Below are 13,375 nucleotides of genomic sequence, written 5' to 3'. Positions count from 1 at the left end.
GGGTGTGTGAAAAAAATATTGTTATTGTCCAGAAATTATTTTGGGAGGTAATAACTATGATTCTAAAAAAAGTTAATATGAAACGTATCTTAATTGCTACAGCATTGTGTTTCGGCTTACTATCCTTTACAATTCCTACCCACGCCCTGTTTTTCTCGGCTGAGTTATCACCATCTTCTCAAACCGGTTATGTAGGTGAAGCAGTTGACTACACTGGTTCGTGGTCAGGAGGGTCAGGTACTTATGAGGTGACGCTTGATTGTGAAGATGGAAGCACGCATTATACAACAACTTCAAGCACCTCTGAAACTTTACATTGTTATTTTGAATCTACAGGGACTAAAAATGTAACACTGACTGTGTACAACCCAGATACAAATCAAATTGCAAGTGATACTGCGTCGGTATACGTTAGATAATAACATTATTTAACTTTATTATTAGAACAGGCTGTTTGGGCGAACAGCCTGTTATTCTATTTCATCTAAAACCTCTTGTATTACCTCGGTTAATAAATCCATTGTTCTGTATTCTTCTTTTAAAGTAGTATCCTGTCCACCAATTTTTAAAAGTAAAAGATTAGGGTGGAGTTCTTGGTTATAATCAAAGTCATGTGATTTCTTTGTTATTACACCTCTTGAAAGTCCAGGATACATCTCCTCTATTTTAGCATGTATTTTTTTAGCAAATTTTTGATTTTTTACATAGTTATCTGTGGATGATGATAATTCAAATAAAACCCTAGCTGCATTTTTCCCTTTTATCTCAGTTGTTGATGCGTTGTTTTTAGTTTTCACATCCGCCTGTTGAATATCAAATAATATTTGAACATTTTCATTTTTAGTCAGTTCCTCTTTTATTACTTGTTTTGATAGTTGCTCATTGTTTTGGTCTTGTTGGGCAGTCGTAGAAATAAGATTTGAAACACCTATGTTATTTTCTTTTAAATTCTCTTCTAGATGATTTCCAATTTTTTTGATTTCACTTAAAGAATCTTCGTTAGTAGAAGTGTGATAAAGAACTACTGGTGTTTCGGGAGATAATTCTGTTTGGGCTGCCTCTTTGTTCTGACAGCCAGTACCCAAAATAAACAGGACCATGATGAAGAACAGGAAGGTTTTGTTCATTTTTTCCCCCTTAATAATTAAATTTGTTCTCTTAATCTATCCTATTCAATTTTATTAATCTAATACATAGATTCTTGATAGAAGGAGGTATCAGAAAAAATACTGATTCAAAGCGTTAGTAAATTCAACAAATTCAAAAAAATACTAGTTTTCGTTTTACAATACTGAGAAATTAGGCTTTTAGTTATTTCATGTGCCAATCAAAAGAAGAGAACCTATTGTTAAAAACAAAGCATTTCTTTCCAAGGTATTATTAATGGATATCCAGATGGGGCGATTTCGTCCGAATCAAGAAATAACGCGTCATCAAGCTGCTGCAGATGTTGTCGCACGTCTTCGGTAGACAAGGTACTTCATATAGATAATGTTAAATATGATTTAAGAGACATAGAGGAAAAGACTACCACTCAAAATCCATGTCGAGAAAAACTTGACGCATACATATATCTAGAAAATCTTTTGCAATCAGATAGTTTATGCTACACTTAGCGTATATTGTTAATTTTCTTTTTTTTTGAGCCACTCATAGAGTGCGCGGGTAAACAAACGGAGAGCGATCTTTGGATCGATGAAGAAGTCTTGAAACAGAAATAAGCTATTTCTGTGTGTTCGAGGCGGTTTCAACGATGCAAAGATCGCTTTTTTTGTGTCTAAAAAACCGCAAAGGAATTGAAAAGGAGAGGGAAGGATGAACAGGAAGAAGGGACAAGGAAGATGCATGGTAATCGAGGACAGAAGGAATGACCGAAGGAGAGACACGGAAATGGTCGTCATGAAAGTGGGAGAACAAACGAATGCATATTGGAACGATACCTAGTTGTAGTTGAACGTATTCGCTGGAAATGAATCATGGAGAGGTGCGTTGGCATGCAGTTCCCAGAGATCTTGGGCAAGAGAGGTGGAAAGTGACAGAGAAGGGAGTTATGAAAATAACGGCAGAGCTGAAAGCAAAATCTTGACGCTGCAGGTGTCTGGAGTAGAAAAGCGAAACGACCGGTCGAAGTAGTGACATTGGAAAAAGCGCCTCAGAACAACATAGGCTTGGCGCTTCGGTAGAAGTAGAGCGGAAGATTCAATAATGGAAAGACGGAACATTTCGATGCGTGAAGCGCGCCCACCTTATGGCGACGAAGGAGGCATAAGGTGGTAAAACCCGAGCAGAGCGAGGGTTTTGGAAAAAAAGAGAAACGGAAAACGGAACATCTATTTTAAAAAGGGTGATACACCGTAAGACAGAAATCAAGTGAAAAGTGTCTTACAGGTGTATGACGTCTGACTGAAAAGGGGGAAAAGATGGCTCGAAAACAAAACGTGAATGCAAAAGTAGAGGAAGACGTGATGATGGAGCTGCGGCTCATGGCTTGGCATCTGAATCAGAACCGAAGCGAGATTGTTCGACAAGCGATTGATCACTTTCGGCGAACAGGGCGGATAGGTGGTCAGAGTTATGCGAAGGTGTTGGCAGATGCACAAGGGCATATGGTTCAATCGGAGTTGGAAATGACGGATATAGAGACCCTATCTTCCGGCGTTGGAGCAGGAAAAGGACAGGAGGAAGGTCCGGCAGTTCCGGATACGTTGCGTGAGTTGGAACGGCTGATAAGAGACTTGCGGAAAGGATACGAAGCGCATGGGGCGTAGAGGGAAAGCGTCCATTGTGCATCAAACGAAAACAGCGATAAATGCTATAGATCGGATTGGCGAATCCAAGAAAGAGGCGCGGGAAGCCGGGGATGTTGGTATTCATTCCATCAAGCAAAAGAAAGAGACGATGTCGGCTGCACAAAATTTCGCGAAGTGGGTGCGGGAACATCACTGGGTGAAGAGTTTGTATCAGCTCAAGGAGAGCCATTACCGAGCTTATATTGCGAATATGCAGGAGAGAGGGCTTTCGAACGGGCATATACGCAATGTGGAAACGGCCTTGCGTCATTTGCAGAAAGGCATGGAAAAGAGAGCAGAGAAGTTCGGAAAGGAGCCTGTGAGCTTCTGTGCGCCTTGGAGGATCGTTCAAGAGGCTGATAAACCTAAAGATCGTAGCTATACGCAAAAAGAGTATGAGCAGATTGCTAGGGCCCTTCCTCCGCATTCTCATGATGCCGTGATGCTTTCGCGTGAATTGGGGTTGCGTGTTCGCGAAGCATGTAATGTCCGTGTTGAACACTTTACATCTAGGGATGATGGTGGTTTGAAACTTAGTATTGAGAGAGGAGCAGGTATTACGAAAGGCGGCAGATTTCGAGAAGTACCGGTGCCTGCTCATGTAGAGAAGGAGGTCCATCGGATGATGGAGGGAAAGAAACCTGATGATTCGTTGGTGTCGGTGAAACCAGATACCGTTCGTCGGGCGGTGAACCGTGCGGCGAAAGACGAAGGGATCAAACAGCTGGGACGCGGGATGCATGGTTTCCGTCATTTGTACGCACGTGATCGGGTGAGTGAGTTGCTTGAGCAGCGTGGCGTTCGTGAACAAGGAAGCCAATTGTTAGAGCGAATGTTTGAAAACATGGATCAAGGAAGATACGTGGACTACGGCATACACGGGAAAGAGGAGTTATTTGCTGAATTGAAAGCGGTTGTTGACCGAGTACATAGTGAATTGGGACACGGCTCCGACCGTTGGGATCTGGCACGTATCTATATACGACGTTGAGCAGAAAAAGAAGAACACCTAAAGTGTTTGTACATCATCACTAAGAGGAAGATATCGGCATGAAACCCTTTGACTAATTGTAACGGCTGAAGTCTCTTACTGAATATATGTATAAGCGGTTGAATTTGATTGCAAATATGCTATCATTGGCATAAAATATTAAAATAAAGGCTGAAAATAATGACCTACCAACTTATTTTTCACGATAATATCAAACGTTTTGAGAACACATTATTGGAGAATGCTAAACAAGAAAAGCGAACAAAAGGACGTGGTCCCTGGATCGACCTTGCAGAACGCTATATCATTCAAAAAGAACGTATCCGTCTTTACCCTTTACCTGAGGATTTTAACGATCAAACACCAGAGGAAGAAAACCCACCGGTCATAAAGCACATAGAGCGCAACACGGAGCTAACAAGCCTCTTTCGTTGGGGTCTCCCTGGTCAATCAACAGGTAACCACCGTCTTTTATATGTCTTCCACAATTATTATAAGGTTATTTTACTTCATCATTTCGACAAACAATACAACGGAGATATAAAAAGGCAAGATATTCAACCAGCTGAACTACGGTATTTTGATTACTGCATAGATGACCCTTCCCTTTATCCGATGACAAAAGGAGAGTGATTCATATGTCTTTCACAACAAACGATGACTTCAACAAACAATTGGCTGATATCGTTGGAAAGGAGCGAGTAAAAGAACTAGAACAACGAGGGTTCTTGGCTGCCCAAATCATGAGCCATCGGCGTAAAAAGAACATGACCCAGCAAGAATTAGCTACAGCAATACACGTAGCAAAATCTACGATTGGCCGATTAGAAGCTGGCCTAACACAGCCAAATTACAAAACACTTTTAGCATTATCTGACGCATTAGAGACCCCTTTAATCATTGATGCTAACCGTGACAATCATAAGGCTGCTAAAATATAAGAACTCCTGGGCGCGCATTAATGGTAATGAAATAAGTAGAAACGTAAATAAGGGAGAAAACAAAAAGAGATAAGGATTCTCCCTATCTCTTGTCCCCTAGATATTGCAGGGTTGCCTACTTCCCAAACAACTTGGAAAAAAACCCCTTACTCTTTTCTTCTTTTAATTCCTTTAATTCCTTTAATTCCTTTATTAATCTCATATTCTCCATAAGTATTTTATCTCTTCTACCAATTTCTTCTTCTTGCTTATCTTCCATCTTTTCTAATGCTTCCGATATACTTTCGAGTTGTTCAGAAGTGTGTTTCGAACCTCGTTCCACCAGTTTTTGCTGGGATTCCGATGCACTCGCAAGCTCCCTCCGAACCTCTTCAACTACTTCATTTTTGACCTCATTTCGGATTTCTTCTCGAAGTTCTTTCTTTAAAGATTCTTTAAAATCATCAAAGTTGACCATGATATCTTTTAATTCATTTAATGTTTTAACAGCTTCGCTTTGGTTCATTTTCGGAACGCTCGGTTGGGGAATCGGAACATAATCAGAAGAGTTATCGGATTCTTTCTTCTGTTGCAATAAATCCCTAATAACTTTTTTCGAAAGGTTCTTATCCCTCATTGTTTTTATGTGTTTTATTGTTTCGATCTCAAAATCTGTGTAAATCCTAGCTCCTTTATCATCTCGCTGAATGGTCAAAATACCTTCAAAATCCGTTTCCCATTGCCGAATTGTTCCCATTGGAACTCCAGTTTGTTTTGAAACTTCTTTTATGCTATATGCTTTCAAAAATTCATCCATTTTAAGACCCCCTTCCGATTACTTTTAACCCTTCTGAACACTTCGAAAGTCAGTTTCGAACCCTTGGTATGGTTTGCTTTTATTATCTTCTTTACCTACAACTAATATACCTTCCTAGGGATGTATTTCATTTATTTGTAATCCTCTTATTCGTTCAGAATCAGCTCTGAATATATATTTACCCCATTCATACTAAAACGATGGTCTATTCAGAAACAAAAAGAAAAGAAGGAAAACCATTCTGAAAAACCCCTAGTGGAGCCGCATTTTTAGAAAATAAATCGGTTCATTTTATGTATTATTTCTATTTATAAAACATTTGTTGTATAATTTTAAAACAACAAATGTTTTATAAAGGGGTTTATTGTGATGAAAATGTATAGTGTCGAGGAAGCTTTTGAGATATTAAAGGCCTACAAAATCACCACACACATGGAGAGTGTCCGACGCTGGTTGCGTAATGGAACGATCCAAGGAGAAGCCCCTCTTTCTCGTAAAGAAGGCTGGCGAATCAGCGAAGATGCGCTTTACTCCTTTATCCGAGACAGGACTCCAGATCAAGCCTTTGATTCTAATAAAACAACAAACGTTGTAAAAGAAGAAATCAAAGAAAAGGCCCGTGCGGAAATGTGGTGGGAGATCGTGCGGAAAAACATCTTCGAGGACTATATTGAACTGAAAAAAACACGCCTGCAGGAATGTGTACAGCACAAAGGATACTCCAAGGCATTTGAGAAACAGCTGTGGGAAGAGGTTTCTCAACACACTCGTGGATACAGCACCCCTCGCATTCCTTATTTACTGGATGCGTTTCTATATAACAATGAGCGTATTTTGATGGAGCAGGACTTTGAGGAGAAAGAAGAATGCATTCTTTTTGCGTTGCTGGAGCACGTTAGAAAAAAGAGGACACAAAAATAGAGAGCCTGTTAAAGGCTCTAATTTATAATCAACTTCTTTTCATCTATTTCAATTTTTAACCTTCGCCTCCAAATTAGTTGAAAAATATAAAAACGTATGCTACCCTGTTGTTATTACTAATTAAGTCATTATAGGCCCTTATACTTCCCGATAAAAATCGAGCTGAAGAGATTGGGTAGGCGGCAATGGAAAGCACCGTTACAAAATCAAGCAATGTTTTAAACGGTCCCCGTAAATAAGCGCCCGTTAGTTGTTTAGAGCCGCTCTAGTACCACTCTGACTTCAAAAGATAGAGGAAATGCTATCGGTCAAGCCGGTGGAGGTAGAGCTTTCATGTGGAAGGCGGATGATTTTTAATCCCAGGGTGACAATGGGACACGTGTGTCTTATTGTCAAAAACAAAAAATATAAATAAAAACGCACAAGGCGTATCGAAAAACACTGAAAACAGTGGGATCGGTACGCCTTTTTTGTGTCTAAAAAACAAAGGAGGAATTGAAAAATGAAAAGAAAACGAGCTGGGCCGGCTACAGAAACAAAAAGAAGAAGCAAATGAAGCGATCGAAAAAGAAAAGAGCTGATCAGAAGCTCTTTTTATTTTGGGTTGATCTCAGTTTTGATCGGATCTGATCGTTTTTTGTTTTGGAAGTTAACAAAGCAATGCAGGCCGGCTAGATAGGGTCGATCGCCGACGTTCGGGCGGTTTAGGGAAATACGGACGCGATAAGGTGTGTGCGCTTATCGGAAAAAAGGAACGCCACCGTCTTACGATGTACGCCTGGCATCAGATGACGCAGCAACCATCGGGCAGGAAGTGAACGAGACGACAAGTCTGGGCAGCAATGCCTGCGGGAGAGCAGTTCATTGGAACATGGCGGCGAAAGCCAGCCCGCACGCGGGTAAGTTCCAAACCACCACTCATAAAACAAAAACAGAATAGGGGATTGGTGCTTTCTCTTTGCCTTGAAATTTCACTTATCGTATGAAATACGAAAAATGAAATGAGGCAAAGAGAAAGCACCAGCCAAAGCCTGGCAGAACCCAGCGTAACCGCACTGATACAAGGGTTTTGGTTTTGAGGGTTTTGACCGAAATGTGAGGAAGCCGTGAGGACGGCCCTCCATGTCAACGGGCGAGCTGTGTGCTTTTTTAAGACATAAAAAAAGGAGAGAGAAACATGAGCAAAGGAAAATCACCAATGGAGAATCAATTAGAAAAAATCTTTAAACATACCCGAGCTGGCTCGTATGGAACGAGGGCACGGTATGAGCATAGCTGCAGGAATTTTGTTAGGTACCTAGGTAAGCATTTCAAGATGAAGAACCTCCGAAATCTGCAGGATAAGCACCAGGTGTCGTATATCCAATACCGCCAATCGCAGGGAATGGCAGCAAAGACGATTAAAAACGATCTTGTGGCTATTCGCTACATGCACGATTTGGTCTCACGTGCCAAACATGAGCTATCGGATAACGAGGGGTTGAAGAAAAAATATGCTGTTGTGCTGGAAAAAACGCCCGCAATAAAAGGAGATCGGGCCTGGACCCAGGAGGAATACAACCAGATGCAACAATTAGCGACAGAAATGGCGCAGAAGGGAGGAGCAGGGGCTGCCACCGCAAAAGACGCACAGGATGTGATGCAGCTTGCTCGAACAATGGGGCTGCGTGTGACAGAAGCCGTCGCGATGAAACGCTCTCAAGCCGAGCAAGCGTTACGTACGGGGGTGTACCAAGTCCGGGGCGAAGCCAAAAACGGCAAATGGCGGGAGGTCCCGTTATCGAAGGCAGGAAAGGATTTATTGCAACAACGGTTGCGAAAAACAAGTCGAGGGCAGCGTCTTTTCATCCGTCCTCAGGAACAAACACACGAGGCGGTAAATCGGGTGGAAAAATTCAACTCTCACCATCGTCACAAGGTGGAGACAACAGAGGGGATGATCCAACGTACTTGGACAAAGGACGGTTCCACGCATGTGAATGAATTGACGATCCATGGACTCCGTTATGGGTATGTGCAAGATCGTGTGCAGGAGGAAAGGGATAAAGGTTTCTCTTTGGAACAAGCAGCAGCAAGGGTGACACGAGAAGTGGGCCATGAAAGGATTGATGTGATTCGAGTGTATCTAGGTAAGGGAGAGAACGAAGACGAGGAATGAACCCTTTTTAAGGGAGAGTGGTAATACGGCCAACCACCACATTCCGTACAACATTCTATACTTTGTTCATAAAAAAAATAAAATTGTTTCCTGTCAGATTAAGGCAAGGTGTTTCAAAGTTTGGTAAAATGAGTCTAAACATTAGAAAAACCCCTTGAACTTTTGGTCGGGTTCGGGGTTTCTCTAACATCACGCAGGACAAGTATGCCCTATGCAGGACGAGTAGTCCTTTAATTAAATTGTTTAATTTAATTCTACAATAGGGCGGCTTCTCCTGCAACTACTAGGAGGAGATTTTTTATGGCTGAAAATGTAACGTTCAATAAAGGAAAGAAAAAAAGAGAGGAATTGCAACTCCCTATTTTGTATTTTGTAGCAGCTGACGACTGGATAGACACGCTAGGAGTAGACGCATTCCGAGCGTGGTTAAAATTTTACAGCTGGTGTGATCGATCGGAGGAAAGAAAAAACCAAGAGGATGACGTTGTCCCTTGCAGTTTCAAGGGGGTCATGAAAAGGTTACGTGTCGGCAGCAAAAAATTTTACAACGATATCATCCGACCTTTGTGGAACTACGGCTTTATCGATATCGTCACGTATGAGGAGTCAAAAAACGAGGGAACAAAGCCCATGAATATCATTGTTTATGAATATCCCCAAAATGACATTACAAAAAAACATAAGCCATTAGAAAAGATTAGAGACTATGACACCGAATACCATTCCCCGGCTAGAACCTTTGCTAAACAAGGGGGAAGAAATAACGAAGGGAACGAATGTTCCGAGGGGGTTTCCCAGCGAAACAGGGGGGGGTTTCCCAGCGAAACAGGGGGGGGTTTCCCAGCGAAACACAATAATGTTTCAAATAGTATTACTAATGATTCAAATCATATAACTAATGATTCAAATCATCATCAAGAAGAAGATGCTCTTCCGTTTCTCGATGAATACATAAAAGAGCATGAAATCCCAACGGATGAAAAAGAGATGATGATAGCTCGTATTCAGGAACGAAAAGATGAGATAAAGGCCACAACCCAAAAAGCTAGATTCCGATACTATGATTCTGTTTTACAAACGATAAAAGAAAGCATTCACAGGGAAGAGAGTACAATGTTTAACAATCAATCCGTGAGAAGAGACAAGCTACCAAAATGGATGCAAGAGGAAAAGGAACAACACAAAGAAGAAAAGGTAACGGACACGTACTTTGAACAACAAAAAAAGAAATTCGAGCAACTGTTAGCTTTACGTAACAAAATGAGAACCGGCAAAACTCAAGAGAACGATGGCATAGGGGGCTCCTTCGTCCCTGCTACATAGACGTGATGCTGTCTCTGACCTTCGCAGAAGCGTTTTGTACAAGGGGGGGGGGATACCCTTTATCACTGTAAATAAAGTTTATTCTGAGAACGCGAATGAGGGGTCTAGAAAAGGAGTTGAGTTGGGGAGCAGTGTCGTTGATCAACGTTTAGCGAAAGCTAGCTTTATTTGAGGAGCAAAAAATCAGCTCGATAATGAACGATTTAAACAACATTTGTTTTATTAAAAGGTCGTTTTGTTTGCTATGCTCTTCACACTTTTTACGATGAAGACTACAATCGAAACCACAAACTCGTGAGCGTCCCTTGTGGGTCGGTGAGGACGTTTATGGCAACTAGGACACCCTTTTGTATCCGTGGCGATGAATGAAGCGTGTGAGGCAGATGAGGGGTCTTCACATCGGTTGTCTCTTAAACGATGTACCAGAGTAAACATGAGGAAAAAGATTACTAGATATGATCGATACAACGGTGCCGGCACTACATCGATTGATTCGTCTCTCATGAGAGACGAAAGATATGGGATTATGAGATGGAAGAAAAGGATGGGATATCATGTCATTAAAAGTAACAGTGAGTGGGAAACCGATAGCCGTGCGACCGGTGACATACGACAATCAAGCCTTATTTTGTGTTGATTTTGAAGAAAAAGGCAATGCGTCTGTTTCAAAAGATTTACCAAAAGCGAGTGCGGTCATGATTACGGCGCTGCTTACCAAAAGCCAATGGTCGCGTCTTAAGAAAGAAGTGGAGGATAAGGGAGAGCAGGTCTCCAAAGCGGAATTCATGATTGAGGGAGATGTCACCGTTGATATGCCGATGGACATTGTAGAAGGGGAGATCGGTGTCATTTGTTCTCAAGCAACCTATACACCAGGGGAAACGAAAGGGGGAGAACGAAAAACGGAGAAACACAGGCTGAAACAGGAAAGAAAAAAAGAAGGGTCTCAAAGACCAGAAAAAAAATTCAACGTAAACGATAAAAAGGCTCGGTTACATGCTGAATACGATGGTGTTTGTCAGGATTGTGGGCAGCATTGTGATAAAAAAGTGATGGCGATCAAGGAAAGAAACGGGAAAGAGGTCGTGGTTTGTTTCGATTGTGCCTATGGAGAAAAACCTCGCTTTTCCGTATCGGTGAAATTCGTGGAATTATTGGCGTTTAAAACAGGGATGAGCATGCAAGAGAGTCAAAAACATCTGGAAGAATTCCCTTCTTCCTATGCGTTTATTCATTTGGATAAGAAGACAAAAACACGGACGTATTGGTCCTGGGATCCTCATCATCCCATTTTAAAAGTGACCTATAATCGCAAAGGGTATATGATGGATCTCCATATTCGTAAAAACGCGTTACTTCCCACTACCCTTCTTGAATTACCGTTGTCGGATCTATGGATCCCAGAGCATTACGCAGAGCCAAACCCGAAAAAAATCGAAGGACATATGACGTATTATCGTGAACACCATTCCTTTGATGAACCTGTTCTGGCGCAGAAAAAAGACGGAAAGTGTGTACTTATGGATGGGTACAGCCGGTACGTGGCTGCCAAAAAAATGAATCATGAAACAATCAAGGTGGAAATGCAAGGGGAAATGTCGGTGACGAATTAGGAATGGTACCCGTAGGTATAGCACTGAGGATATTTGTGATAAAATAAAACACAGAACAAGGAATTTTGTTTCTTTGTTTGATTGACGTGCATATGATGAATGATAGGGATTCAGATACGTAAGGAGGAGAGAAACAGGGATGAAGTCTTCTGAAACGAAGCATATTCGTGTATCAGAAAAGCGGCAAATCACGATTCCGAAACGTTTTTTTGAGAAGTTAGGGATTGAGGGAACGCTTGTGTGTGAACTTCGTGATAATGAAATTGTGTTGCGTCCAGCTCCGACGAATGATGATTTTTCAGAGGAAATTTTAAGAGATTTGGTTCAGGAAGGATACGAGGGAGAGGAATTACTGACCGAGTTCCAAAAACAAAAAGCGCGGATCCGTCCAGCAGTAGAAGATTTAATTGCGGAAGCTGATCAAGCTGCACAACAGTTTACTGGAACGGGTGATGAAGAAACGGAGTCTCTTTTTGGTGATGTAAGGGAGTGACGATCGTGTTACCTGTTCTATATTTGAATCCAGCAAAACGTTACTTTAAAAAGCTTAAAGAAAAACCACTTAAAAAGGAATTTGATAAGGCTATACAACAAATCCGGCTGAACCCCTATCTTGGAGATCCTAGAACGGGAGATTTAGCCGGTCTTTATTCTTACAGTATTCGTTATAACGGAAGTCAGTACAGATTGGCTTATCGCATCACCGAAAATGAAAACGGAGAACTTATTGTGATTATTTTAGCCGGGACCCGAGAAACCTTTTATCAAGAATTAAAGAGGTTTATGAAATCTAATACATAACGACTAGTGTAGAAGCTGCGCATCATGGATTCTTAAATGCAAGTTTTTTAAAGTTGACATGGTAGTTGAGTATAAGCTAATTATGGGGGGACAGCCGTATCAAGTATATAGCTTATGGAGTTTTTGGCTTGGCCGTATTGTTTATTGTTCTTACTATACTTAATATTGATGTGTCTATTATTGTTGACATATTTGAGTGGGCAACTCGTTTTATCTTACCTTGGATAGCAGTATACTGGTTTGTTCAATTGGTAAAAAGGAAAAACCGTGCGTCTTAACGCTTTTGGGTTTTATTTTTTTTTGGAAATAATTGAGTTCTTCCAGAATCGGGCCATTTTGCGGAAGATTCAATGCAAGGGAGTGATGCTTTATATTATTTTCACGCTGGACTTTATTTCAAGGTATTATGATAGCTTTATTGGTGATTCTTGCATATATAGCAGATATATTTAAAAAGGATATAGGAGTGTCGCCATCTTCAACCAATGTAATAAATATGCAAGTAATAGGAACATCTTTATTTTTAATCGTAACCATTGGTTTATTCAGTCTGTTAATGTATTTCCAAGTGAAAAAAAGCAATACATTCTTAAAGCACAGACTGTGGGAAAAAATGTATGTTATTCTACCTGTTATATTTTTAATATCTTTGATTGTAGTTTTCATCTTATTTTTGACAGAGCCACTAAGTGATTTAACACAAATTAGCCGATGGATTATATATGTATTGATTTACTACCTTTTATTTTTAATGAATGTGACTGTTTTAGCAATTATACATAAAGTTAAAAAGAAAACTATGCCCAATGAAAACAAAATTGGTTATTCCTTTGTTTGGACATCATTAGGTCTTTTAATCGTTATTTTTATACTGTAATTGTCTTAAACAATCGGGCGCGATTGTCGCACAAAAAAATTTTAGCTCAAATGCATTATATCCATCAGGAGTAATGCATTTTGTTGTTTTCAAATAAATATGGTCACATAAATGTGTTACATTGTGTTACAATATACAGAAGGAGTGATGATGATGGATACTATC

General features: G+C 40.7%; 17 protein-coding genes. 15 read left to right on the top strand and 2 right to left on the bottom strand.

What is annotated here, in order from left to right; genetic code table 11:
* Nucleotides 1-419: hypothetical protein (locus LOR49_RS16990; protein ID WP_240378144.1), on the top strand; the 419-nt coding region annotated here is incomplete at its 5' end.
* Between the two features lie 51 nt (nucleotides 420-470).
* Here LOR49_RS16990 and LOR49_RS16985 read toward each other — a convergent pair.
* Nucleotides 471-1,127, bottom strand: a complete 657-nt coding sequence (locus tag LOR49_RS16985; RefSeq protein WP_240378143.1) for a stage II sporulation protein P — start codon at nucleotides 1,125-1,127, stop codon at nucleotides 471-473.
* Nucleotides 1,128-1,815: 688 nt separating this feature from the next.
* Here LOR49_RS16985 and LOR49_RS17570 point away from each other — a divergent pair.
* From LOR49_RS17570 to LOR49_RS16965, 5 genes are all read left to right on the top strand, one after another.
* Nucleotides 1,816-1,944, top strand: a complete 129-nt coding sequence (locus LOR49_RS17570; protein WP_275899725.1) for a hypothetical protein — start codon at nucleotides 1,816-1,818, stop codon at nucleotides 1,942-1,944.
* A 476-nt stretch (nucleotides 1,945-2,420) separates the two neighbouring features.
* A complete protein-coding gene (locus LOR49_RS16980) occupies nucleotides 2,421-2,768 on the top strand; it encodes a ribbon-helix-helix protein, CopG family (protein WP_240378142.1) in 348 nt (115 codons plus the stop codon).
* A complete protein-coding gene (locus LOR49_RS16975) occupies nucleotides 2,758-3,780 on the top strand; it encodes a site-specific integrase (RefSeq protein ID WP_240378141.1) in 1,023 nt (340 codons plus the stop codon). The genes LOR49_RS16980 and LOR49_RS16975 overlap by 11 nt, the downstream gene beginning before the upstream one ends.
* A 180-nt stretch (nucleotides 3,781-3,960) precedes the next feature.
* Nucleotides 3,961-4,413, top strand: a complete 453-nt coding sequence (locus tag LOR49_RS16970) for a type II toxin-antitoxin system RelE/ParE family toxin (protein ID WP_240378140.1) — start codon at nucleotides 3,961-3,963, stop codon at nucleotides 4,411-4,413.
* Between the two features lie 5 nt (nucleotides 4,414-4,418).
* Entirely contained in the window at nucleotides 4,419-4,721 is a 303-nt protein-coding gene (locus LOR49_RS16965; RefSeq protein WP_240378139.1) for a helix-turn-helix domain-containing protein, read from the top strand.
* A 115-nt stretch (nucleotides 4,722-4,836) separates the two neighbouring features.
* Here LOR49_RS16965 and LOR49_RS16960 read toward each other — a convergent pair whose 3' ends face one another.
* Nucleotides 4,837-5,517 (bottom strand): MerR family transcriptional regulator, encoded by a 681-nt coding sequence (locus LOR49_RS16960; RefSeq protein ID WP_240378138.1) that lies wholly within the window; start codon nucleotides 5,515-5,517, stop codon nucleotides 4,837-4,839.
* A 369-nt stretch (nucleotides 5,518-5,886) separates the two neighbouring features.
* Here LOR49_RS16960 and LOR49_RS16955 point away from each other — a divergent pair, with 369 nt between their 5' ends.
* The 9 genes from LOR49_RS16955 (at nucleotide 5,887) to LOR49_RS16920 (ending at nucleotide 13,210) form a co-directional block, all read left to right on the top strand.
* Nucleotides 5,887-6,438, top strand: a complete 552-nt coding sequence (locus tag LOR49_RS16955; protein WP_240378137.1) for a hypothetical protein — start codon at nucleotides 5,887-5,889, stop codon at nucleotides 6,436-6,438.
* Nucleotides 6,439-6,933: 495 nt separating this feature from the next.
* Nucleotides 6,934-7,068: a hypothetical protein gene (locus tag LOR49_RS17565; protein ID WP_275899724.1), complete on the top strand. Its 135-nt coding sequence runs from the start codon at nucleotides 6,934-6,936 to the stop codon at nucleotides 7,066-7,068.
* Nucleotides 7,069-7,168: 100 nt separating this feature from the next.
* Nucleotides 7,169-7,378, top strand: coding sequence for a hypothetical protein (locus tag LOR49_RS16950; RefSeq protein ID WP_240378136.1), 210 nt, complete (start codon nucleotides 7,169-7,171; stop codon nucleotides 7,376-7,378).
* A gap of 237 nt (nucleotides 7,379-7,615) precedes the next feature.
* Nucleotides 7,616-8,596 carry a tyrosine-type recombinase/integrase gene (locus LOR49_RS16945; RefSeq protein WP_338021160.1) on the top strand — a complete coding sequence of 327 codons (981 nt, stop codon included), beginning with the start codon at nucleotides 7,616-7,618 and terminating at the stop codon, nucleotides 8,594-8,596.
* Nucleotides 8,597-8,896: 300 nt separating this feature from the next.
* Nucleotides 8,897-9,919 carry a RepA protein gene (locus LOR49_RS16940; protein ID WP_240378135.1) on the top strand — a complete coding sequence of 341 codons (1,023 nt, stop codon included), beginning with the start codon at nucleotides 8,897-8,899 and terminating at the stop codon, nucleotides 9,917-9,919.
* Between the two features lie 554 nt (nucleotides 9,920-10,473).
* Nucleotides 10,474-11,532: a hypothetical protein gene (locus tag LOR49_RS16935; protein WP_240378134.1), complete on the top strand. Its 1,059-nt coding sequence runs from the start codon at nucleotides 10,474-10,476 to the stop codon at nucleotides 11,530-11,532.
* A 139-nt stretch (nucleotides 11,533-11,671) separates the two neighbouring features.
* A complete protein-coding gene (locus LOR49_RS16930; RefSeq protein WP_240378133.1) occupies nucleotides 11,672-12,025 on the top strand; it encodes an AbrB/MazE/SpoVT family DNA-binding domain-containing protein in 354 nt (117 codons plus the stop codon).
* A 5-nt stretch (nucleotides 12,026-12,030) separates the two neighbouring features.
* On the top strand, nucleotides 12,031-12,333 hold the full coding sequence (locus tag LOR49_RS16925; protein ID WP_240378132.1) for a type II toxin-antitoxin system RelE/ParE family toxin: 303 nt from the start codon (nucleotides 12,031-12,033) through the stop codon (nucleotides 12,331-12,333).
* Nucleotides 12,334-12,739: 406 nt separating this feature from the next.
* Nucleotides 12,740-13,210 (top strand): hypothetical protein, encoded by a 471-nt coding sequence (locus LOR49_RS16920; RefSeq protein WP_240378131.1) that lies wholly within the window; start codon nucleotides 12,740-12,742, stop codon nucleotides 13,208-13,210.
* Nucleotides 13,211-13,375 lie beyond the last annotated feature (165 nt).

It is taken from the genome of Bacillus piscicola, assembly GCF_022458745.1.
In the GTDB taxonomy this organism is placed as follows: Bacteria; Bacillota; Bacilli; order Bacillales; family Marinococcaceae; genus Alteribacillus_A; species Alteribacillus_A piscicola.
This window is presented reverse-complemented; position numbering and strand designations above follow the sequence as displayed.